The organism is Termitidicoccus mucosus, assembly GCF_038725785.1.
In the GTDB taxonomy this organism is placed as follows: domain Bacteria; phylum Verrucomicrobiota; class Verrucomicrobiia; order Opitutales; family Opitutaceae; genus Termitidicoccus; species Termitidicoccus mucosus.
Genome location: NZ_CP109796.1, coordinates 4,638,721 through 4,661,864, shown reverse-complemented (window position 1 = coordinate 4,661,864; position 23,144 = coordinate 4,638,721). Strand labels below are relative to the sequence as shown.

Here is a 23,144-nt window from a genome sequence, read left to right as displayed (position 1 = left end):
CTCCAAGCCGCCGCATCTTAAATTTAAACTTAAAACTTAAACTATATACATGATTCCTCCCCCCATCCTCGCCGCCGTCCACGCGCGCACGCTCGCGTGGCAGGACTATGTCACGCTGGTTTTATACTTCGCGCTCAACCTCGGCATCGGCTGGTGGTGCGCGAGGCGAAAGCAGGACGCCGCCAACGACTACTTCCTCGGCGGCGGGCGCATCCCGTGGTGGGCCGCCGCGGTCAGCTTCTTCGCCACCGCCACCAGCAGCATCAGCTTCATGGCCCTGCCCGCCCAGGCCTACTCCGACAAGAACTGGCTCACCTACGGCACCGTGCCCTCGCAAACCCTCGCGGGCTTTGCCACCGGCTTCTTCTTCGTCGCGCTGCTCCGGCGCATGAACATCACCACCATCTTCTCCTATCTGGAGCGCCGCTTCGACAAGCGCGTGCAACTGCTCGGCGCCGCGCTGGGCGTCATGTTGAAAATCGGCGGACGCATGAGCGTGGTCCTGCTCCTGCCCGCGCTCGCGCTCTCCACGGTGACCGGCCTCAATGTCTATGTGAGCATCCTCCTCATGGGCGTGGTCACCACCATCTACGCGGTGGAAGGCGGCTTCGAGGCCGTGGTCTGGACCGATTTCATCCAGGCCATCGTGGTGTTCGGCGGCGTCATCGTCTCCATCGTTTACGTGTCCATGGGCGTCGAGGGCGGCCTGCCGGGCATCTTTGAAAAAGGCCTCGCGGCGGGGCGATTCCACGCGGCTGACTGGAGCCTCAACCTGTCGGGCAACACCGTCTGGGTGTTCACCGGCATGTTCTTCGCCACCATCTTCACCTATCTGGGCGACCAGCCGCTCATGCAGCGCATCCTCGGCACGGCCACCGACCGCGAGGCGCGCAACACCGTCGTGATGGGCTGCGTGATCGGCACGGTCAGCGCCACGCTGTTCTTTTTCATCGGCACCTCACTGTCGCTCTTCTACGAGGCCAATCCCGCGAAGCTCGCCGAGGGGCTGCCGAACGACGCGATCTTCCCCTTCTTCATCGCCAACGAGCTGCCGCACGGGATCGTCGGTCTCATCATCGCCGCGCTTTTCGCCGTCTCCATGGGCGCGCTCAGCGGCATCATCAATTCCGCAGCCGCCATCGTCGTCTCCGACTTCCAGATGACCTTCCGGCCCCAAAGCACGGAGCGGCAGCGCGTGAAACTCGCGCGGTTCACCACCTTCCTCTGCGGCGCGCTCGCCACGCTCTTCGCGATGTATCTGGCGCACCTCAACGCGCCCTCGCTCTGGAAAGTGTTCATCAAGCTGGTCGCGCTCATCGGCGGCGGCTTCCCCGGCGTGTTCGCCCTCGGGATGCTCACCCGCCGCGCCAACGCGCCGGGCGTGCTGGTCGGCGCGCTGGCCAGCATCGTCGTCACCTGGGCCGTGCAAACCTTCACCAGCACGAACGTGTTTTTCCACGGCTTCGTCGCCATCGCCTCCTGCATGGTCGTCGGCTATGCCGCCAGCCTCGCCTTCGGCGGCGCAATAAAGAGCAGGGAGGAACTGCGCGGCCTGATTTTGTGGCAACGCAAATGAATGCAAAACCCATGACGCCAAGCGAACGAGTCTATATAACCATGTCCGGCGGCAAGGCCGACCGGGTGCCGGTCATTCCCAAGATGTGGGTGGACACCGCGGCAAACCTCACCGGCGCGAGCCTGCTGGAGGTGGTGCGCAATCCGGCGGCCGCGCTGCGCGTGATGATCGACGCCGCGCTGGTGTGCAACACGGACGCCATCCGCGTGTGGCATTTCCCGCGCCGCGACGCCCGCGCCGGCTCCGACGGGCGCGTGATCGAATACAATCGCGACGGGCGCGCCATCGGCGAGGTGGACATGACCGGGGGCCTGCAAACGCACCTCTACTCGCCGGAGCATTTCGACGTGTCCGATCCCTACACGATGGTGCACCACCATTTCTGGACGTGCGTGGAAAAGCCGCTCGTCGGCACCGTGGAGGACGCCGCGCGGATTTATGTGCCGCGCCCGGCGGATTACGTTCGCTTTGGCTGCGCCGACCGGCTGCGCGCGCAACTCGCCCGCGCGGGCGACAAGGTGCTCGTCATCGGCGACTGCGACTGCCCCACCCTGTCGTTCCATATTTCGTTTCGCGGGATGGACAACGCCCTGATGGATTTGATTGATAATCCCGAGCTGGCCAATGCCGTGATGGACAAGGCGACCGCCATCGCCATCGAACGGGCGAAGTTCAACATCGACATCGGCCTGCGCGTGCTGCGTTTTCACGACTCGGCGGCGACCATGACGCTCCTCTCGCCCGCCACCTGGCGGGAGTATATAAAACCGCGCTTCACCCGCTTTTGCACCGAGGTCCACGCCTACTGCCCGGACGTCCGCCTGTTTTGCCATATATGCGGCAACATCATGCCCGCGCTCAACGACCTGGTGGAGACCGGCGTGGACTGCATCGCTCCGCTCGACCCGCTCGGCGGCATGACGACGAAGGCCGCGCGCGAAATCGTGGGCGGCCGCGCCGCGCTGATGGGCGGGGTGAACACGCTTTCGTTCATAAACAGCACGCCGGAGCAGATCGTCGAGGAGGCCCGCGTGTGCATCGACGGCGCGGCGGCGGACGGCGGCTATATACTCGGCTCGGGCTGCGACGTGCCCCGTTATGCAAAACTCGAGAACCTCCTCGCCCTGGCCGGGGCCGCCCGGAAACACGGAACCTATTGAATTAATATATAATCACCCTCCATCCCTTTCATGCTCGAAACATCATCCCTCCAGGAAATCACCGCCCGGACCATCCGGCGCATGACCGAACTGCAAACCGATCCCAGCCAGGAGCAGTGTCCCATCGACATTGTCGCCTTTGACAGTTGGGAGTGGCCGCAAGGCGTCGGGTTATACGGTCTTTTCAAGCGCTACGAGCAATCGGGGGACGCCTCTTTGCTGGACTATATGAAAGGCTGGTATGAACGGCGCATGCAGGCGGGCCTCCCGGAGCGAAATGTAAACACCACCGCCCCCATGCTGTGCCTCGCGCACTTGTGCGAGGTCACGGAAAACGCGCAATGGATGAAGGCATGCGACGACTGGGCGGAATGGGTCATGCACGAAATGGCGCGCACCACCGACGGCGGCCTGCAGCACGACACCACCGGGCACAGCAACGCCGGCCAGATATGGGCGGACACGCTGTATATGACGGTGCTGTTTCTCGCCAAGATGGGCATGGTCCGCAAACGGGCCGATTACGTCGAGGAGGCCATCCAGCAATTCCTCATCCATATCAAATACCTGTTCGATCGCGGCACGGGGCTTTGGTTTCACGGGTGGACTTTCGCCAATCGCACGAATTTCGCCAACGCCCGCTGGGCGCGGGGCAACTGCTGGTTCACCGCCGGGGTGGTGGATTTTTTGGAGATGGCGGACCTGCCCGCGAGCACGCGCGGCTATCTCATTGCCACCCTGCGCGCGCAGGCGGAGGCGCTGGAGCGCAGCCAGGCGCGGGACGGCTTGTGGCACACTCTGATTGACGATCCCGGTTCCTACGAAGAAGCGTCGGCCACCGCCGGCTTCGGCTACGGAATATTAAAGGGCGTGAGAATGGGTTATCTGCCCGCGCGGTTTCGTGAATGCGGCAACCGCGCGCTTGAGGCGGTGATTCGCAACATCACCCCGGACGGCACGCTTCAGAACGTGTCGTTCGGCACGCCGATGGGGCTGGATCTCGATCATTATAGAAAGATCCCCGTCTGCCCGATGCCCTACGGCCAGGCGCTCGCCGTGCTCCTGCTGGGCGAGGCCATCCGCCACTGAGGCGGGCGATTAGCACATGCCCACATGGTCTTTGATGCCAACGTCCTGATATATTTGGACGTTGGCGGATCAATCGCCTGCGTAAATCTCCAAGAACCTCTGACGGACGTGCTCGGCGGCGCATCGTATCGCAGGCATCCCTGCCTGCCGTCGAAAAAGAAAGGCGCGTGGCGCCGCTGACTTTCTTCTTTTAAAAAGAAATGCCGTGCTTCGCGCGACCTCCCGGCGACGGCAGGCAGGGATGCCTGCGATACGATTGTGCGTGACGTCGGGCGTCAGGTCGAGGCTCGCACGACCAACTCCGCGCGCAGCAGCACCCGCCGCGCCGGCATGCGCGGCTGGCGCAGGCGGCCGAGCATCGTCTCCACCGCCGCCGCGCCAAGCGCCTCGCAGGGCTGGCGCATGGTCGTGAGCGACGGCGCGAGCAGGCTCGCATAGCGCACGTCGTCGAAACCGGCGACCTTGGTGTCGCGCGGCACATCGCGCCCGAGCTCGCGCAGCGTTTGCAGCAGGCGCGCCGCGGTCGCGTCGTTCGAGGCGATGATGGCGTCGGGCCTCACCCTCTTCAGCAGCACCTCGACGCGCGCGCGTTCACCCGGCTCGCACACGACAAAGTCCAGCCGCGCCTTCGCCACGCGCTCCACCGCCGCGCGCGCGCCCGCCACGCGCAAATCCGTCGTCTCGGGAAACGCCGGCCGCGCGATGAACGCCAGCCGTGTGCAGCCGCGCTCCAGCACATGCGCCGCCAGTTCGAAACCCGCGAAGAAGTCGTCGATCGCCACCAAGTCCTCGTCGCTTCGCTCGGGAAACTCGCAGATATCGCGATCGAGCAGCACCACCGCCAGCCCGCGATGGCGCAGCCGCTCGACCACCGCGCGATTCACGGCGGCGCGCACCGGGTGATGCTCGACCGGCGCAAAAAACACGCCCGCCACGCCGCGCTCCGCCCACTCGCGCGCGATGACATCCGGCGGACGGTCCGCCACCGCCGCGCCCATCAGCACATCCCAGCCCGCCGCGCGCGCCGCACGCGCGATTTCCGCCGAGATCGGCTCGACCATTTCCGTCGCGCCGAGCCCGTCGGCCAGCAGCCCGAGCGTGCCCCTGGCCAGCGGCGCGTGCCGCACAAACGACCCCGCCCCGCGGTGCCGCTCCACCAGTTCCAGCCGCTGCAACTCCCGCAACGCCTGCGCGACCGTCGGCCGCGACGCCTTGTAGCGGCGCGCCAGCGCCTGCTCGCTCGGCAGGCGCGAGCCCGCCTTGAAGTCGCCCCGCTTGATCGCCTGGTGCAGGGACTGGAAAATGACGGCATGCTTGGGAAGTGACATGGGAAATGCGGATTTCGGAGTGCGGAATTGGAGTAAGGAACCCGGATGCGCTCCGCGCCGGCAAGTTGTCATGACATCTTTCTTCCAAATGCCAACTCATTCGTTCGCCCCGCCGCGCGGCATCCCCCATTACGAACCGCATCCCGATCCATTCTCTTTCAGCCTTCAGTCCTTCAGCTCTTCAGCCTTTTTCCATGAACGCCCCCCGCCTCCGCGAACTCCTCCAATCCATCGCCCGCGCCCGCGTCGGTGTCGTCGGCGATTTTTGCATCGACAGCTACTACATCATCGATATGGCCCGCTCCGAGCCGTCGCTCGAGACCGGCATCGCCACGCATCCCGTGCGCGAACAGCGCCACACCCTCGGCGGCGCGGGCAACGTCGCCTGCAACCTCCACGCCATCGGCGTCGGCTCCATCAGCGCATTCGGCGTCGTCGGCGGAGACCTGCTCGGCCTCGAACTCCTGCGCCTCCTCGAGTCGCTCGGCGCCGACACCGCCGGCATGATCACGCAAAAGGACGGCTGGCAGACCCACTCCTACCTGAAACCCATCGTCAACCGCGACGAAGGCAACCGCATGGACTTCGGCGTGTTCAACGAAATCGCCGGCGACACCACCGCCACGCTCCTCGCCGCGCTCGAAAAGGCGCTGCCCGCGCTCGACGTGCTCATCGTCAACCAGCAATTCGAAAACAGCCTGCACTCCGCCGCGTTTCAGGCCGGGCTGAACCGGCTCCTCGCCGCGCATCCGCGCGTCACCGCGCTCATCGACTGCCGCTGCCGCCGCCTCGCCGATGCCTACTCGTCCGGCCTGCGCAAGCTCAACGACCACGAGGCCACCCGCCTTTGCGGATTCTCCTACGGCCCTCGCGATTCCATCCCGCGCCGCGACGCCATCGAGTCCGCCTCGCGCCTTTTTGCGCAATGGAAAAAACCCGTCTTCGTCACGCGCGGCAAACACGGCTGCGTGGTCGTCGATGCCACTGGCGCGCACGAGATTCCCGGCCTGCACATCATCAAAAAAACCGATTCCGTCGGCGCGGGCGACAGCATGGTGTCCGGCATCGCCGCCTGCCTCTCCATCGGCGCCGCGCCCGCCGAGGCCGCCGCCTTTGGCAACTTCGTGGCCGGCGTCACCGTGCAGAAACTCCACCAGACCGGCACCGCCGCGCCCGCCGAGATCCTCGCCATCGGTGAGCACGCCGACTACGTTTACCAACCCGAACTGGCCGACGACATCCGCCGCGCCGCGTTCGCGCCCGGCACCGCCATCGAAATCGCCGAGCCGCTCCCCGCCGAGTTCGACCTCCGTTTCGCCATCTTCGACCACGACGGCACCATCTCCACGCTCCGCCAGGGCTGGGAAAAGGTCATGGAGCCCATGATGATTCGCGCCATCCTCGGCCCCGCCTACAAGACCGCCGACAGCGCCACCTACGAGCGCATCGTCCAGCAAAGCAGGGAGTTCATCGACAAGACCACCGGCATCCAAACCCTCCAGCAAATGCACGGACTCTCGCTCATGGTGCGCGAGGCGGGCTTTGTCCCCGAGGCCGAGATTCTCGACGCCCCCGGCTACAAGCGCATCTACAACGACGCCCTCATGGAGCTCGTCCGCGAGCGCAAGCAGCAGCTCGACCGCGGCGAGCTCGACGTCACCGACTTCACCCTGAAGAACGCCGTCGCGCTCCTCCACCGCCTGCACGCCGCCGGCGTGCGCCTCTTCCTTGCCAGCGGCACCGACGAACAGGACGTCATCCTCGAGGCCGAGGCGCTCGGCTATGCGCACCTCTTCGAGGGCCGCATCTACGGCGCGAACCAGGACATGACCCACGACGCCAAGCGCATGGTGCTCGAGCGCATCCTCGGCGAAATCGGCCCGGACAACGCGGCCCACATCGTCACCTTCGGCGACGGCCCCGTGGAAATCCGCGAGACCCGCAAGCGCGGCGGCCTCGCCGTCGGCATCGCCAGCAACGAAGTCCAGCGCTTCGGCCTCGCACCCGAAAAGCGCACCCGCGTCATCCGCGCCGGCGCCCACCTCGTCGTGCCCGACTATTCCCAGCTCAACGCCCTCCTCTCGCTGCTCAAAATAAACCCCAAAGCCGCCGCCTGACTTTTTCTCCCGATGAATAACAACCCGTTTGATTACCAGTCCCGCATCCTCACCCGCGACCAGATGAAAACCGAAATGGCCGCGCTCCGCGCCGCCGGCAAGAAAGTCGTCTTCACCAACGGCGCCTTCGACATCCTCCATCTTGGCCACCTCACCTACATGACCTTCGCCCGCCGGCAGGGCGACTGCCTCGTCGTCGGCCTCAACTCCGACGCCTCCGTCAAACGCTACAAGGGCGACAAGCGCCCCATCGTCCCCGAGCAGGAGCGCGCCACCCTGCTCGCCGGCCTCAAGTGCGTGGACTACGTGGTCATCTTCGACGAGGACGAGCCCAAGGAACTCATCGCGCACATCCTTCCCGACGTGCTCGTGAAAGGCGAGGACTGGGCGCACTACGTCAGCGGCCGCGACGTCGTCGAGGCCCACGGCGGCAAGGTCGTTCTCGCCAGGATGGTCGAGGGCCGCTCCACCACCAACATCATCAAAAAAGTCACCGAGGCCTACGGGAAATAACCCGCCCCGAAAAAGCGCATTCACATTCTTAATTTTTAATTCTTACTCATTTTCCATGAAGGCCATCATCGTCACCGGCGGAGCCGGCTTTATCGGACGCAACCTCGTCGAGGCGCTCAACCGGCGCGGCGAGGACAACATCTACATCGTGGACAAGCTCGGCCGCGACGAAAAGTGGCGCAACCTCCTCGGCCTCGCCTTCGAGGACGCGTGGGGCATCGACGACTTCCGCCGCCGGGTGCGCGACAACGACCTCCCGCCCGTCGCCACGATCTTTCACCTCGGCGCGTGCAGCGCCACCACCGAGGCCGACGCCGACTACCTTCTCGACAACAACTACCGCACCACGCGCGAACTCTGCGAATGGTCGCTGAAAAACGGCGTGCGTTTCATCTACGCCTCCAGCGCCGCCACCTACGGCGCGGGCGAGCATGGCTACGACGACTCCGACGACGTCACGCCGCTGCTCCGCCCGCTCAACATGTATGGCTATTCCAAGCACATGTTCGACCTCTGGGCTCTCCGCCGCGGCCACCTGCGCGCCATCGCCGGCGTCAAATACTTCAACGTCTTCGGCCCCGGCGAGGACCACAAGGGCGACATGCGCTCCGTCATCAACAAGGCCGTCACCCAGATCGTCGAAACCGGCAAGGTGCAGCTCTTCCGCTCCCACCGCCCCGACTACAAGGACGGCGAGCAGCTCCGCGATTTCGTTTACGTGAAGGACGCCGTCGCGCAGACGCTCTTCTATCACGACCACCCGGAAGTCTCCGGCCTCTTCAACGCCGGCACCGGCCGCGCGCGCTCCTGGAACGACCTCGCCCGCGCCGTCTTCGCCGCGCTCGGGCGCGAACCGGTCATCGAATACATCGACATGCCGGAAACCATCCGCGAGAAATACCAATATTACACCAAGTCCGACACCGCCAAGGCCCGCGCCGCCGGCTACACCCGCGAAGCCTTCACCCTGGAGGACGCCGTCCGCGACTACGTGGTGAACTACCTCGTCAAGCCCGCCTGACGCCCCGCGCGCCTTGCCTTTATCGTTCTCGTTCTCTTACTCGTGCTCCCAGTCCGTTTCTTTCCTCTTTATCTTTATCTTTATCTTTCCTCTTTCTCTTTTCCCGAATGCTGAAGTAGGACGGAGGAGGAAAGAGAAAGAGGAAAGAATAAAGAGGCTGAATCAAGCCGAGAGAACGAGAACGATAAAAACCAAAACACCCGATGACCGAACAACACTATCGCGACGACCTTTTTTCCCGCCGTCCCGTGCTTGAAGCCTGCCGCGCGCAAATCCTGCAAGCCCGCGACGCGCTGCTCGCCTGTTATCGCGCCGGCGGCAAACTCCTTCTTTGCGGCAACGGCGGCAGCGCCGCCGACTGCGACCACATTTCGGGCGAACTGCTGAAAGGCTTCATGGGCAAACGCCCGCTCCTCCCCGCCGAGCGCGAAGGGCTTTCGCCCGAACTCGCCGGCAAGCTCCAGCGCGGCCTGCCCGCCATCCCGCTCACCAATTTCCCCGCGCTCGGCACCGCGTTCACCAACGACGTCGATCCGCTCCTCATTTACGCGCAACTCGTCAACGCGCTCGGACGCCCCGGCGACGTGCTCATCGGCATCTCGACCTCGGGCAACGCCAAAAACGTCTGCGCCGCCGCCGAGGTCGCCCGTGCGCGCAAACTCCCTGTCATCGCCCTCACCGGCCGCGGCGGCGGCGCGCTCCGCCAGCTCGCCGACATCTGCATCAACGTCCCCGCCGACGAGACCTATCTCATCCAGGAACTGCACCTCCCCGTCTATCACTACCTCTGCCAGGCCATCGAAGCGGAACTGTTCGGCTAAGCGACGATACTGTTGGTAGCGCCGCGCAACCCGCGCATCCCCTTTACGCCGCCGCCTCCGCGATGGTCATGAGCAGATTGCCCGCGCTCACCGGGCTGCCGGGCTTGCAATAGAGCGCGTTCACCACGCCTGACACGGGCGCGCTCACGTTGATTTCCATCTTCATCGCCTCGATGATGACGAGCGGCTGGCCGGCCTCCACCTTCGCGCCTTTTCCGACCAGGAGCTTCCAGACGTTGCCGCTGATATCGACTTTGACCGGGCAGCCGTCGGCTTCGGCCGGCGGCGCGATGGCCGCGCTTTCGGGCGCGCCGGGCCGCGTGTCCTCGGCCTTCCAGCGCGCCACCTCGGCCTCGAACGCCGTCTTCTGGCGCGACTGGAACGCCGCGATGCCGTCGGCGTTTTCGGCCAGGAATTTCTCGTGCGCCTCCAGGTCGAAGACCGTTTCCTCGACCTTGAGCGGCAGCCGGCCTTCGCGAAACGCCTCGCGCATCCGCGTGAGTCCGTCCTCCGGCACCGGGAAAAACCGCACCTGGTCAAAAAACTTCAGCAGCCACGGCTCGCCGTTGGCAAACACCGGCCCCTTGAGGAATTTGTTCCAGATCGGCAGCGTGCGCCCGACGAGCTGGTAGCCGCCGGGCGAATCCATGCCGTAGATGCACATGTAAACGCCGCCGATGCCGACCGTGCCCTCGGCGGTGAACGTGCGCGCGGGATTGTATTTCGAGGTCACCAGCCGGTGGCGCGGATCGACCGGCACCGCGCACGGCGCGCCGAGATAAACGTCGCCCAGCCCGAGCACCATGTAGCTCGCGTCGAACACCGCGCGGCGCACCTCCTCGACCGTATCCATACCATTGATACGACGGATGAACTCGACGTTGCTCGGCAGCCACGGCGCCTCGGCGCGGATGGTCTCGCGGTAGCGCGCCTCGGCGCCGAGCGTGCCCGAGTCCTGCCACGCCATCGGAAGGTGCACGATGCGCGAGGGGATGCGGAGCTTGTAGAGCGAGGGCAGGCGGCCTTCGAGCGTGAGGAGTTTGGCGAGCAGCGTCTTTTGCGTGATGACGCGGCTGTCGTAGCGGATCTGCAAGGAGCGCACGCCGGGCGAAAGCTCCAGCACGCCCGCGAGCGGGCTTTCGCGCAGCGCCTGCATGAGCTGGTAAACACGCAGGCGGAAGCGCAGGTCGAGCACCATCGGCCCGTATTCGATGAGGATGTAGTTGTCGCCCGCCTGCCGGTAAACGACCTCGGGCCGCTCGCCGATCTCGGGCATCGACGCAAGCACGCAGCCCGCGCCCAGCGCCGCGGGCGTGTCGGCGCGTTCGGGCGCTTCGACCACGGGGCGGATGTCGCCGTCCGGCGGCGCCAGCGTCGCGATGGCCGTGTCGCGCGCCTTTTCCAGCTTCAGCGCATCGTCGAACGCCATGCGATGGAACCGGATTTTGTCGCCGGGCTTCACCTGGCCGATTTTCCAGAGCTCGGCCTTCACGATGGTGACCGGGCAGACGAAACCGCCCAGGCTCGGCCCGTCGTGCGCGAGGATCACGGGCGAGTCGCCGGTGAAGTTGACCGAGCCGACGGCGTATTCGCAGTCGTGCACGTTGGACGGGTGCAGGCCGGCCTCGCCGCCATCGTGCCGCGTCCATTCCGGCTTCGGGCCGATGAGGCGCACGCCGAGGCGGTTCGAGTTGTAGTGCACCTCCCAGTCAGCCTCGAAAAACGCGGCCGTTGATTTTTCCAGGAAAAAGTCCGGCGCGCCGTGCGGCCCATACATCACCCCGATGTGCCAGAAATTTGGATACACGGGCACGAGGGACCGCGGCGCGGCGGCGGGCTCCGCCACGGGCGCGGGCGTGTTGGAAGCCGGCGAGGTCGGATCGTTGACCGGCAGCACGTCGCCGGCGCGCAGCACCCGCCCGCCGTGCCCGCCGAACTGGCCGAGCACGAAGGTCGATTTCGAGCCGAGATAGACGGGCACGTCGATGCCGTTGCGCACCGCGATGTAGCTGCGGCAGCCGGACGCCGCCTTGCCGACGCGCAGCACCTGCCCGCTTTTCACGCGGACGGGCGCCCACCATGCGACCGGCGCGCCGTCGAGCGTCGCCGGGGCGGGCGCGCCGGTGAGCGCGAACACCGTTTCGCGGTGAAACCGGATCGCCGGCCCCGCCAGCGTGCATTCGAGCCCGGCGGCGGACGGGTGGTTGCCGACGATGCGGTTGGCGATGCGGAACGCATAATCGTCCATCGGCCCGGACGGCGGCACGCCCACGTCCCAATAGCCGGGGCGGCCCGGATGGTCCTGCACCGTGGTGTAGGTGCCCGCCTCGACGATCTCGATGGCGGACGGCACGTAGGCGAACGTGTCGAGAAACCGCGTCCATACGCGGCCCGCCGCGAACTCCTCGCTCGCGATGATCGCGCGCAGGTAATCGAGATTGGTCGCGATGCCCGAGACGCGCGAGCGGGCGAGCACGTCCTTCATCTTCGCAATCGCATCGGCGCGGTCCTTCCCGTGCACGATGAGTTTCGCGATCATCGGATCGTAGAACGGCGTCACTTCCGTGCCGGTCGAGACCCAGCCGTCCACGCGCACGCCCTCGGGGAACGCCACCTCGGTCAGCACGCCCGGCGACGGCTGGAAATTCTTCAGCGCGTCCTCCGCGTAGAGGCGCACCTCGATGGCCGCGCCTTCCGGCTTCGCAACGAATTTATCCAGCTCCGGCGGCTCGCCCGCCGCGGTGCGGATCATCCATTCCACGAGGTCGATGCCCGTCACCGCCTCCGTGACGGGATGCTCGACCTGGAGGCGCGTGTTGGCCTCCAGGAAATAAAACTCATCGCGCGCGCCGTCGTAGATGAACTCCACCGTGCCCGCGCTCGTGTAGCCGGCCGCGCGCCCCAGCGCCGCCGCCGCCGCGAGCAGTTTCGCACGCGTGGCCGCCGGGAGATTCGGCGCGGGGGTCTCCTCGACGACCTTCTGGTTGCGACGCTGGATCGAGCAATCGCGCTCGCCGAGCGCGACCACATGCCCGCGCCCGTCGCCGAAAATCTGCACCTCGACGTGGCGCGCGTTGTCCACGTAACGCTCGATAAACACGCCGCTGTCCTTGAAAAAATTCGCGCCGAGCCGCTGCACCGATTCAAACGCCGTCTCGAGTTCCTCCGCGCCGGCGCAGCGCGTCAGCCCGATGCCGCCGCCGCCCGCGGTGCTCTTGAGCATGACCGGATAACCGAGTTTTTCCGCCTCGGCGCGCGCCTCGGCGGCCGACTTGAGCAGGCCCGTGCCGGGCACGAGCGGCACGCCGGCCCGGCGCGCGATTTCGCGCGACTCGTGCTTCAGGCCGAACTGGCGGATCTGGTCGGGCGTTGGCCCGACAAACACGATGCCCGCCTCCGCGCACGCCGCGGCGAAGGCGGTGTTCTCCGACAAAAATCCGTAGCCGGGAATGACGGCCTGCGCGCCCGTTTTTTTTGCGGCGGCGATGATTTCGTCGCCGAGCAAATAACTCTCGGCGGGCTTGTCGCCGGTGCCGATTTGCACGGCGGCGTCCGCCGCGGTGACGTGCGCGCTGTTGCGGTCCGCGCCGGAATAAACCGCGACGCTTTTGACGCCCATGCGCCGCAGCGTCCGCGCGATCCGCACGGCGATTTCCCCCCGGTTTGCGATCAGGACGGTGTGAAACATAAAGAAATACTTTTGCCAGTCTCGCGACAGGCGGCGCGGCGGCGACTGTAGGGCTCGACCTTGCGTCGAGCCGTGTTCGCACGGGACCGTTCGTTCAACCTTCGCGGCCCGACGCAAGGTCGGGCCCTACAATTACGATGCTGCCGCTCTTCGTTCATCCCGCGGCGCCTTTCTTCCCTCTCGCCAGATACGCGCGCCAGCCGCCGAAATGCGTGATGTCCTCCGCGCCCTCCGCGGCCCATGCCTCGCAAATAAAGCCCTTCACCTCGCGCCCGTCGGCGAGCGTCAGCGTGCCGATGCCGAGCGGCGGCGGTATCGCCGCGACAAACGAGCCGAATTTTTCCTCCGGCACGTCCCAAAGCTCGACCTCGATCCCGGCGTCCGGACTTGTATCCTTTTTTCCAATACGAACCAGCCCCGGCTTCGGCGGTGTCGTCCCGGGCAGCGCGTAGAAACGGTAATCGGCGCTCGTTTTGGTTTTCTCCACCAGCACCGCGCCGCGTTCCGTGAGCTGGTGGTTGAGCGGGAGCCCGGAAAGGTGCGCGCCGACCACCGCGAGCCGCACCGTTTTGCGCTCCGGAAACGGCAGCGCCGCCCCGCGGCCGGTCGCGGCCGCTTCGCGCCGCTCCCAGCGCGCGCCGAATTCCGCCAGCGCGGCATCCGCCCACGCCGGGCCGATGAGCGTGATGCCCGCGGGCAGGCCGTCGTCGCGGAAACCGGCCGGCAGCGCGAGCGCGCTCCAGTCGAGCAGGTTGACGAAATTCGTGTAGGTGCCGAGCTGGCTGTTGATCTCGACCGGGCTGGCGAGCACGTCGGCGATGGACGGATGGCGCGGCGCGGTCGGCACGAGCAGCGCGTCCACCGTGGCCAGCAGGCCGTCGCACCCGCGCTTCAGGTCGGCGAGTTTGTAGTGGGCGCGAAACACCGAGGCCGCATCGAACTCCGTCCCGCGCGCGATGATGCCGCGCACCACCGGATGCACCGCGCCGGGATTCGTTTCGAGCAATTCCCCGGCGACCGTGTAGCGCTCGGCGACCCACGGCCCCTGATAGAGCAGCGCCGCCACTTCGAAAAACGGGGAAAAATCCATCGGCACGATCTCCGCGCCCGTCGCGCGCGCCCGGTCGAGCGCCCGGGCAAAGGCCGCCTCCGCCTGCGCGTCACCGAACCATTCCGGCGCGGCCGGCACGCCGAAGCGCGGTTTCGCCGGCAGGCGCTTTTCGAACGCGCCCGCGGGAACGGCGCGCGAATAACCGTCGGCATCCGGCGCGCCCGCGATGGACGCCACCAGCGCGGCGTCCTCCACGCCGGCCGCGAACACCGACACGCAATCGAGCGAGCGGCACGCCGGCAGCACGCCGCGCGTGCTCAGCCAGCCACGCGTCGGTTTCAGGCCGACGAGGTTGTTGAAGCCGGCCGGCACGCGCCCCGAGCCGGCGGTGTCGGTGCCGAGTGCAAACGGCACGATCCCGCGCGCCACGACCGACGCCGAGCCCGAGCTCGAACCGCCCGAAACGTAATCCGGGTTAAACACATTCGGCACCACGCCGTAAGGCGAGCGCGTGCCGACGAGCCCGGTGGCAAACTGGTCGAGGTTGGTTTTGCCGACCAGGATGGCGCCCGCGTCGAGCAGCCGCTGCACGGCGGGCGCGGTTTCCTTCGGCGTGTAGGCAAATGCCGGGCACGCGGCGGTCGTCGGCAACCCGGCGAAGTCGATGTTGTCCTTGATGGCGAACGGCACGCCGAGCAGCGAAAACTTCTCCGCGCCCTCCCGCCCCACGCGCGCCTCCAGCGCGGCAAACTGTTCCTTTATCTGCGCGGGCGTGAGCGCGAGAATCCACGCCGGATCGCCACCGCCGCCGACGGCGGCGGGTTGGATTTTCTCAACCAGCGCGACCACCCGCCGGGCGGCCTCGGTTAACGAGGCGCTCGCGCCAACGCGCCAGCCGGCGATCAGCCTGTCGCGAGGGCTGGCGGCGGTCTTGGGGGACAACGAATCCTTGGTCTCGTGCACGCCACCCAAAAGCAAGTGGCATGCCGGACGGCTAAATTCTTCCGCGGGCAGGAAGTTGCATGCAGGCTGTCCGCGATTGGAATCACGGACATTCGCCCGTGTTTCCAGCCGTCCAGGCGCGGAGTTGTTCTATCGTTTTGAAAACACCATCTTCCGCACAGTGGCCGCCTGCCGGGATCACGCTCAAAATCCCCCCAGCCGGAACGTGAAGGTGGCGTGCCCGACGGTGCCTGCGGCCCAGCTTGGGCCGGTGCGCGTGGCACATCCGAGCCGTTCAATCACGCAAGCGGTGAGCGCGCGCTGCCATTCGGGATGCGGAGCGGAACCGCGCGGCGGCGTTCCGATCCGGTGGTCTCCCGGTTTCATCCGCCTTGTTTTTCGATTTCAACAGCATACACGTGCGTCTCGCCGCCGAGCATGTTCGAGCGAAAGATGACCCACTTTTGATCGGGAGAGAAATGAACGTTGGGCTCCAGCTTGTAGTTGTGCCCTTTCATATTCACGAGGCGCTCCGACACGAGGCGGCGGCCGTCGGGCCGGAAAAGATATATCCACATCCCGTCGGCGGCCTTGGCCACCTGCCCGGGGTCGCCGCCGTCGCCGCAATATAACCGCTGGTCGGGAGAGACGTTGAAATGGATCGACCATTCGTCGCGCGTCATCTCGTATTTCACCTCCTCGCCGCTCCGCACATCGACGCCGCAGAGGAAGAAGGTCACCGAGCGGGGTTGTTGCAGGTCAAACCAGATGCGTTTCCCGTCGGGGGCGAAAAACTCGTGCCCGGCGATCTCCATCTCCATCGAGCGGCGATGCATCAGTTTATAGTCGGTGGTGTTCACGTCGATCGTCCATATCCGGTCCACTTTGTGCCACGGTCCCTCGTGGCAATACATCAGGAGGGCGGGATCGGTGGGCGAAAACTGGATATGGTTCGTCCATTCGTTCTCCTCGTGGATCACCCGCATCTCCCCCGTTTTAATATTAAGGGTAAAGAGGTAATGCTTGATATGCGCCTCATATATGCGGCTGAAATACTGGCTCTTCTGGGGGTATTTCGCCAGGATTTCCTGCGCTTTTTTCCCGTCGTTGTATTTTCCGGCCAGCAGCGTCCCGTCGGCGTTGACGGTGCTGATGCTCGCTCCCAGCTCGTGCGGAAAGACGTGCACCAACCTCGTCTGGCGGGTGTCGATGTGGGTGGCGAAGACACTGTCGCCCGTCTGGTAGATGACCTCCCGGTGCGTCTTGTCCACGATCTCCCCGTTGACACCCTGCGGGCGGTCCGTCAGCTGCACGCTCTCCAGTGTCCGCAGGTTCAGCGTGAAGAACTGCCGCCTGCCATCGACCACCCCGGCGTAGATCATCAAGTCATCCTTCCCGTCGGGCGTCTTGATGAATGGGTTGTTGTGAAAATAAAAGCTCTTGTTGTCGGTGCCCGTGCGGGTCAGCCGGATGACCTTGTGGTGCGTCAGGGGGTCGGTCCACTCAAGGGGGATCGATGGCGCGGGTTGTGCAATGGCCGCGCCCGACCACGCAAAATAACATAGCAATGCAATGGAAAGAGTTTTCATCGGTTGTATTTTCAATGTTTCAATATGATATTAATATGATGAAGGTAATCATGCCCTGTTGAATCAATTCCAGGCTTATGTCCCCTGGAATGGCTTTGTCCTGAACAATAAAACCCAATGGCGTGAGATGATGGGAATTCGTTTGCCCTCCGTGTCCTCTTTGTCGCTATGGTTTGGAAATCCAATGAGCGTTTCACTCATTGCGTAATCCCGGTTATATAGAAGACATGCGGACAGTCCTGAATATGAAAAAATGTGGACAGTTCGATTTTATCCGAGGGCGATTCTTCTGCTGGAGGGCCGGGCTCCCGCGAGGCCGTCGTGGTCATGCGTGACGTTTTCCGGCGACGGCCTCGCGGGAGCCCGGCCCTCCAGCAGAGGAATCGGAACGCTCAAGGCGCCCGGCCTACTCCAGCTCCAGCGTCACGATGGATTTGGCCGGGAGGGTGAGCGTGAGCGTTTCGCCGGAAAGCGCCGCGCCGTGGAAGGGCTTCGGCGCGACAGCGGCGGGCGCGTCGAAGGTGTTGATGCTCGTGATCGCAGGCGCAGTGAGCACGCGGCCGGCCGCGCGTTTCGCGGTGAGCCCGGCAAGCGTGCAGGTGACGGTGACGGGGGTGTTGGGATTGGCATTGACGAGGCCGAGGTGGATTTTGCCATCCGGCGCGCGCGAGGCCGTGACGCTGACCGCGGGGATCTTTTTGCCGCCGCACTCATAATCCGGCGTGGAGAGCGCGAGCGGGAGCGAGGTGGCGCCCTGGTGGACCTTATACATCTCAAACACGTGGTAGGTCGGCGTGAGCAGCATCTTCTCCTTGTCGGTGAGAATCATCGCCTGAAGGACGTTCACGGTTTGGGCGATGTTGGTCATGGTCACGCGGCCGGCGTGTCGGTGGAAAATATTGAAGTTGAGCGCGGCGATGATGGCGTCGCGAAGCGAGTTTTGCTGATAGAGGAAGCCGGGATTGGTGCCGGGCTCGACATCGGTCCAGATGCCCCACTCGTCGATGACCATGCCGACTTTTTGGTCGGGATCGTATTTGTCCATGATGGCGCCGTGCCTGGTGATGAGCTCGTCCATCTTGAGCGTGTTGACGAGCGTGGCGATGTAGGCGGGTTCGTCGAAGTCGGTGGCGGAGCCTTTTTTCCGCCAGTTGCCGGTGGGGAGCGTGTAATAGTGCAGCGAGAGGCCGTTCATCATGCGGGCGCCGACGTTTTTCATTAAAACCTCGGTCCAGTTGTAGTCGGCGCCGTTGGAGCCGCAGGCGATGCGCTGGATTTTGTTGCCGGAGTAATTTTTTACAAAGGTGTTGTAGCGCCTGTATTCACCGGAGTAATACTCGGGCGTCATGCTGCCGCCGCAGCCCCAGCTTTCGTTGCCGACGCCGAAGTAGGGGAGTTTCCAGGGCTGGTCGCGGCCGTTGGCGCGCCGGAGGTTGGCCATGGGCGAGTTCGCGTCGGAGGTCATGTATTCGACCCACTCCATCATTTCCTGCACGGAGCCGCTACCGACGTTGCCGCACACGTAGGGCGCGGCGCCGATTTGCTCGCAGAGATCGAAAAACTCGTGCGTGCCGAAGTGGTTTGTCTCCACGACGCCGCCCCAGTGGGTGTTGATCATGGCGGGGCGTTTCTCGCGCGGGCCGATGCCGTCGCGCCAGTGATACTCGTCGGCGAAACAGCCGCCGGGCCAGCGGAGCACGGGGATGTTGAGGTTTTTCAACGCGGCGACGACGTCGTTGCGGATGCCGCGGGTGTTGGGGATGGGCGAGTCTTCGCCGACCCAGATGCCTTCGTAGATGCAGCGGCCGAGGTGCTCGGCGAAGTGGCCGTAGAGGTTGGGATTGATGACGGGGCCGGTCTGGTCGGCGCGCAGGATGATGGCGGCGGCGGCCGGCGTGGCCGCCTGCTGCGCGGCGGCGAGCGGCGCGACGGCAAAAGCCGCGACACCGGCAATGAGCGAGGAAAGCGCGCGGGCGCGCGGCGGATAGCTTTTGTGGAGCGGTTTCATTGGGAAAACGGGGCGGGAAGGGACACCGCCAAACTCGCTTCGCTCCCCATGCGCGGTCAACGCATGCTCCGTATGACAGTAAAGTGGCCGCGGACAAACATTACAAAAATGTAAGGCGCGTGAAAGACAGCGGAAAACTCCGCATGCGACATTGATCCGCGATACGAGGGGGAACGCCCCCGTCCGCCTTTCCGGACAACCATCATCATCCACCATCACCCACTCATTCCAACCATTCATATGACCGCCATGACACAAAACACCGACACCCACCACCGGCACCACCGTCGCCGGAGCGCCGCCTTCATCGGGGGCGGCTTGCTCGCGGCCGGAGCGCTCGCGTTTTCCGTCGCATTCGCGGCGGGCGAGACAAAGCCCTCCGTCTCCATCAATGTTGACGACAAGCCGCTTGCCCGCACCGCGTCGGACAGCTACGCGCCCGTCATCAAGCAGGTCGCGCCGAGCGTCGTGAAAGTGCTCGTCACCGAACGCGCGAAAAACGTCCCCGTGCAGGACAACCCGTTCTTCAACGACCCGCGCTTCCGCGAATTTTTCGGCCCCTTCGGCTTCGGCGGTCCCGGCGGCCCGTTCGGCGGCGGAGGCCGGATGCAGCGCCAGCCCGAGCAAAACGGCCTCGGCTCGGGCGTGGTCGTCAGCGCCGACGGCTACGTCGTGACCAACTCGCACGTTGTCACCGGCGCGGACGTGATCAAGGTTTCCTTCAACGACGGACGCGAACTCAGCGCGAAGGTCATCGGCACCGACCCGAAATCCGATCTCGCCGTGATCAAGGTCGATGCGGCCGACCTGCCCGCCATCACGTTTGCCGACAGCGACCAGCTCGAAGTCGGCGACCGCGTGCTCGCCATCGGCAATCCCTTCGGCATCGGCCAGACTGTCACCAGCGGCATGGTCAGCGGCCTGGGCCGCGCCACGCTCGGGCTCGATTACGAGGACTTCATCCAGACCGACGCCGCCATCAATCCCGGCAACTCCGGCGGCGCGCTCGTCGATGTGCGCGGCCGCCTCGTCGGCGTGAACACCGCCATCCTCAGCCGCAGCGGCGGTTTCCAGGGCATCGGCTTCGCCATCCCCGCCAACATGACGCGCAGCATCATGGAACAGCTCGTCGCGCACGGCAAAGTCACGCGCGGCTATATTGGCGTCATGGTGCAAAACATCACGCCCGCCTTTGCCGAGCAGTTCAACCTCGACAAAACCGAAGGCGCGCTCGTCTCCGAGATCGTCGGCGACGGCCCGGCCGAGAAGGCCGGCCTGAAGACCGGCGACGTCATCACCGAATTCAACAAAAAGCCTATCAAGGACGGCCGCACGCTCAAGCTCACCGTGGCCAATGTCGCGCCCGGCCAGACGGTTCCCGTGGTCGTCGCCCGCGACGGGAAATCCGAGACGCTCGAGCTCAAGGTCGGCGAACTCCCGCGCGATCCCGACGACCGCGAGGGGCCCGCCGTAGCCGGTTCCGGGAGCAACGAAGGCACCCTGCAAGGCGTCGGCGTGAGCGACCTCAGCAGCCGCGCGCGCCGCGAGTTCGACATTCCCGCCCGCATCCGCGGGGCGCTCGTCACCGAGGTCGCGCCGGACTCCGCCGCCGCCGAGGCCGGCCTGCAACCCGGCGACGTGATTCTCGAAATCAACCGCCAGCCCGTGCAAAGCTCGGAGGATGCGGTGCGCCTGACCGAAAATCCGAAATCGCGAAAAACGCTTCTCTTAATTTGGAACCAAAAAGGGACGCGCTTTGTCGCAGTGGACGAAACCGGCGACAGATAAAAAACGATTTTCCTCCTGACCGTATAAAGGAGGTTGTGGTATGAAGTGATGACCCGCTCCGGGCTGTATAGGGCAGCCCGGAGCGTTTTATTTTGGCGGCGGGAGGCAGGAGGGCGGGCGGCGGAAGATGCGGTTGGACACATCCCGATTGCGGAAGGGCAGCACCTTCTGTTGTCCCCACGGCCAACGTCGATCCTAGGCCGGGCGCCAGCCGAGCAGCCGCGCGGGCAGCAGCAGAACCGCGTGCAACAGGGCGAACACCGCGTGGAGCGTGATGCCGATGAGTCGCAGCGGCAGCGAAATGAGCCAGACCAGCGGCCATGCCGCCAATACGAACAACGCCAGCGGCCAGCTCAGGGCAAAAAGAATGCACCAGGCGACAAAGAGGAGAATGGTTTTCATGGGAATCGTATGCTGGCTGCGTGTCCGTGGTTAGATGAAAAACACGGCGCGCGCGGAAAAGTTGCGCGCGGGCGGCGCCGGCGCGCGTCTGCGCCGGTGTCCCGTCGGGCGGCATTCAGTGTTTTTTTTCGTGCCGGTTGTTCGCATCGCCGCGCAGTACGCGGCGGATGCACCAGGCAAACAACAGCGTCACGAAGCCGACGGACAGGATCATGCTCGCCCAGCCGCCCGCGGTGAGCGTCTGCGCGGGCGCGGCAGTCCCGGCCTGCGCGATGATTGTCATTAGAAAAGGCATGTTCATGACGGGTTTTCCTCGCGGGTTATTTTCGGTAATGCGGCGCGACGGGCTTGGAGCGCCAGCGGCGTCCCGCGACGGTGACGAGCGCGAGCCCCAGCAGGCACACGGCGATGATGAAGCCGACTGTGATGCGGGCGACCGGGCTGGGAGCGTTTCCAACCAGATCGGCGATGTAACCCGTCTGTTGAAACACAGGTTTCTCGAAGCTGAAATTCCAGCCCACGACTTTGTCCAGCAGGAAGAGCGTGAAGATCGTGATGAGATACAGCGGCGTGATGTAGCGCATCACGATGCGGAAAAAGCCCGGCACGCGCAGCGCGGCGCCGCGGTGCATCTCGCGCCAGCTTTTCTCGATGCCGATCACCCAGCCGAACAGCAGGATGATGACCGTGCCTTGCAGGAACACGCCGACGTTGCCGATCCAGAAATCGATCGTGTCGAGCGCCTTCAGATCCTTCGAGAAATACCACACGAAACCGGTGCCGAGGATCATGACGAGCGCGAGCCACGAGACCGACACCGCGCGGCGCATCGCGAACGCCTCCTCCAGAAACGCGATGACCGGCTGCAGGATCGACAGCGAACTCGTCACCGCCGCGAGGAACAGCAGCACAAAAAACGCCGACGCGAACAGCACCCCCGCCGGCATGTGCGCGAACACCTCGGGCAGCACGATGAAGCCGAGCGCGAACGTGCCCTGGCCCGCGACGCCCGCCGCGCCCAGGAAGATGAACGCCGCCGGCACCGTGATCATGCCGCCGAGCGCCACCTCGCAGAATTCGTTGGCCGACACCGCGGTGAGCCCGCTGAGCGTGACGTCGTCGGTTTTGCGCAGGTAGCTGGCGTAGGTGATGATGACGCCCAGGCCGATGCTGAGGGAGAAAAACACCTGCCCGGCGGCGGCCAGCCAGAGCTGGGGATTGCGCAGGCTGGCGAGGACGCTGTCGCCCGGGTTCCACATGAAACCGAGCGCGGTGAGCACGTTTTGGCCGGGCCTGGCCGGGTCGGGCGTGCCGAGCGTGAGCACGCGGACGAGGAGGATGAGGCCGAGGCCGACCAGCAGCGGCATGCCGACGCGGCACGCCAGTTCGATGCCCTTGGAAAGGCCTCGGTAAAGCAGGTAAAGATTCAGCAGCAGCACGATGACGACAAAGATGCCGACATCGCCCAGCCCGAATTTCACCGCCACCCCGTCCACATTTGCCCCGGTGTAGGTGGCGAAAAATTCCCCGTAGTGCATGCCCGGCACGCTCAGGCGCCCGGAAATCGCATTGACCGCGTAGCCGAGGCACCATGCCTCCACGTATACATAATACATGCAGACCAGCATCGGGATGAGAAAACCGATCGAGCCGAAATACTTGGCCCAGCGCCGTCTCAGCAGCGCGTGAAAGATTCCGGGCGAGGAATGGTAGCCGTGGTGCCCGCCGTGCCGCCCGACCGTCCACTCCGCCCAGCACACGGGGACGCCGATGACGAGCAGGGAGACGAAATACGCGATCATGAACGCGCCGCCGCCGTATTGGGCGGCGAGGCCGGGGAAGCGGAGAAAGTTGCCCAGCCCGACGGCGCTTCCGGCCACGGCAAAGATGACGCCGAGATTGGACGTCCATGCTTCTTGCGGTCGAGACATGTGAGCCGATGCAACCACCATCCGGAGAGCGGGCAACACTTAACACGGCGGCTGCGAATCAGGCTGCGGCCGGAAGCAGGGGCCAGCGAAACGAGGTTGTTGTGGGCAAGGCGTGGCAGC

The 23,144-nt window shown here is 65.0% G+C and carries 17 protein-coding genes; 8 read left to right on the top strand and 9 right to left on the bottom strand.

Features of this window, described 5'->3' with window-relative positions; genetic code table 11:
• The first annotated feature begins 49 nt into the window (after positions 1–49).
• The 3 genes from OH491_RS16250 to OH491_RS16240 are packed head-to-tail and all read left to right on the top strand — an operon-like array spanning position 50 to position 3,825.
• Positions 50–1,576, top strand: a complete 1,527-nt coding sequence (locus tag OH491_RS16250; protein WP_068770524.1) for a sodium:solute symporter family transporter — start codon at positions 50–52, stop codon at positions 1,574–1,576.
• Positions 1,573–2,736: a uroporphyrinogen decarboxylase family protein gene (locus OH491_RS16245; RefSeq protein ID WP_068770525.1), complete on the top strand. Its 1,164-nt coding sequence runs from the start codon at positions 1,573–1,575 to the stop codon at positions 2,734–2,736. The genes OH491_RS16250 and OH491_RS16245 overlap by 4 nt, the downstream gene beginning before the upstream one ends.
• Positions 2,737–2,766: 30 nt before the next feature.
• A complete protein-coding gene (locus OH491_RS16240; RefSeq protein WP_068770526.1) occupies positions 2,767–3,825 on the top strand; it encodes a glycoside hydrolase family 88/105 protein in 1,059 nt (352 codons plus the stop codon).
• A 275-nt stretch (positions 3,826–4,100) separates the two neighbouring features.
• Here OH491_RS16240 and OH491_RS16235 read toward each other — a convergent pair whose 3' ends face one another.
• Positions 4,101–5,153, bottom strand: coding sequence for a GntR family transcriptional regulator (locus OH491_RS16235; protein ID WP_342750589.1), 1,053 nt, complete (start codon positions 5,151–5,153; stop codon positions 4,101–4,103).
• 194 nt (positions 5,154–5,347) lie between these two features.
• Here OH491_RS16235 and OH491_RS16230 point away from each other — a divergent pair, with 194 nt between their 5' ends.
• From OH491_RS16230 to OH491_RS16215, 4 genes are all read left to right on the top strand, one after another.
• Positions 5,348–7,270, top strand: a complete 1,923-nt coding sequence (locus OH491_RS16230) for a PfkB family carbohydrate kinase (protein ID WP_068770528.1) — start codon at positions 5,348–5,350, stop codon at positions 7,268–7,270.
• A 12-nt stretch (positions 7,271–7,282) separates the two neighbouring features.
• Positions 7,283–7,783, top strand: a complete 501-nt coding sequence (rfaE2, locus tag OH491_RS16225) for a D-glycero-beta-D-manno-heptose 1-phosphate adenylyltransferase (protein ID WP_068770529.1) — start codon at positions 7,283–7,285, stop codon at positions 7,781–7,783.
• A gap of 55 nt (positions 7,784–7,838) precedes the next feature.
• Positions 7,839–8,804 carry an ADP-glyceromanno-heptose 6-epimerase gene (gene rfaD / locus OH491_RS16220; protein WP_068770530.1) on the top strand — a complete coding sequence of 322 codons (966 nt, stop codon included), beginning with the start codon at positions 7,839–7,841 and terminating at the stop codon, positions 8,802–8,804.
• Between the two features lie 203 nt (positions 8,805–9,007).
• Positions 9,008–9,625 carry a D-sedoheptulose-7-phosphate isomerase gene (locus tag OH491_RS16215; RefSeq protein WP_068770531.1) on the top strand — a complete coding sequence of 206 codons (618 nt, stop codon included), beginning with the start codon at positions 9,008–9,010 and terminating at the stop codon, positions 9,623–9,625.
• Between the two features lie 43 nt (positions 9,626–9,668).
• On the opposite strand, the gene uca is transcribed toward OH491_RS16215, so the two are convergent.
• The 5 genes from uca to OH491_RS16190 all read right to left on the bottom strand — a co-directional run bounded on the left by uca (position 9,669) and on the right by OH491_RS16190 (position 18,903).
• Positions 9,669–13,313 (bottom strand): urea carboxylase, encoded by a 3,645-nt coding sequence (uca, locus tag OH491_RS16210; protein WP_068770532.1) that lies wholly within the window; start codon positions 13,311–13,313, stop codon positions 9,669–9,671.
• Positions 13,314–13,467: 154 nt separating this feature from the next.
• Positions 13,468–15,327, bottom strand: a complete 1,860-nt coding sequence (atzF, locus tag OH491_RS16205; RefSeq protein WP_334319339.1) for an allophanate hydrolase — start codon at positions 15,325–15,327, stop codon at positions 13,468–13,470.
• A gap of 183 nt (positions 15,328–15,510) precedes the next feature.
• Complete coding sequence (locus tag OH491_RS16200; RefSeq protein ID WP_068770534.1) at positions 15,511–15,693, bottom strand: hypothetical protein; 183 nt, start codon at positions 15,691–15,693, stop codon at positions 15,511–15,513.
• The gene (locus OH491_RS16195; RefSeq protein ID WP_068770535.1) at positions 15,690–16,895 is read right to left on the bottom strand and encodes an oligogalacturonate lyase family protein; all 1,206 of its coding nucleotides are present in this window, start codon (positions 16,893–16,895) and stop codon (positions 15,690–15,692) included. Before OH491_RS16195 ends, OH491_RS16200 begins: the two co-directional genes overlap by 4 nt.
• 406 nt (positions 16,896–17,301) lie before the next feature.
• A complete protein-coding gene (locus OH491_RS16190) occupies positions 17,302–18,903 on the bottom strand; it encodes an alpha-N-arabinofuranosidase (RefSeq protein WP_084442210.1) in 1,602 nt (533 codons plus the stop codon).
• A gap of 240 nt (positions 18,904–19,143) precedes the next feature.
• Here OH491_RS16190 and OH491_RS16185 point away from each other — a divergent pair, with 240 nt between their 5' ends.
• Positions 19,144–20,691, top strand: coding sequence for a DegQ family serine endoprotease (locus tag OH491_RS16185; protein WP_342750588.1), 1,548 nt, complete (start codon positions 19,144–19,146; stop codon positions 20,689–20,691).
• 195 nt (positions 20,692–20,886) lie between these two features.
• Here the strand turns inward: OH491_RS16185 and OH491_RS16180 are convergent, their stop codons facing one another.
• From OH491_RS16180 to OH491_RS16170, 3 genes are all read right to left on the bottom strand, one after another.
• Positions 20,887–21,093, bottom strand: a complete 207-nt coding sequence (locus tag OH491_RS16180) for a hypothetical protein (RefSeq protein ID WP_068770536.1) — start codon at positions 21,091–21,093, stop codon at positions 20,887–20,889.
• 115 nt (positions 21,094–21,208) lie between these two features.
• Positions 21,209–21,394: a hypothetical protein gene (locus OH491_RS16175; protein WP_145928810.1), complete on the bottom strand. Its 186-nt coding sequence runs from the start codon at positions 21,392–21,394 to the stop codon at positions 21,209–21,211.
• A gap of 19 nt (positions 21,395–21,413) precedes the next feature.
• Positions 21,414–23,024, bottom strand: coding sequence for a sodium-dependent transporter (locus tag OH491_RS16170; RefSeq protein ID WP_068770537.1), 1,611 nt, complete (start codon positions 23,022–23,024; stop codon positions 21,414–21,416).
• Between the last annotated feature and the right edge of the window lie 120 nt (positions 23,025–23,144).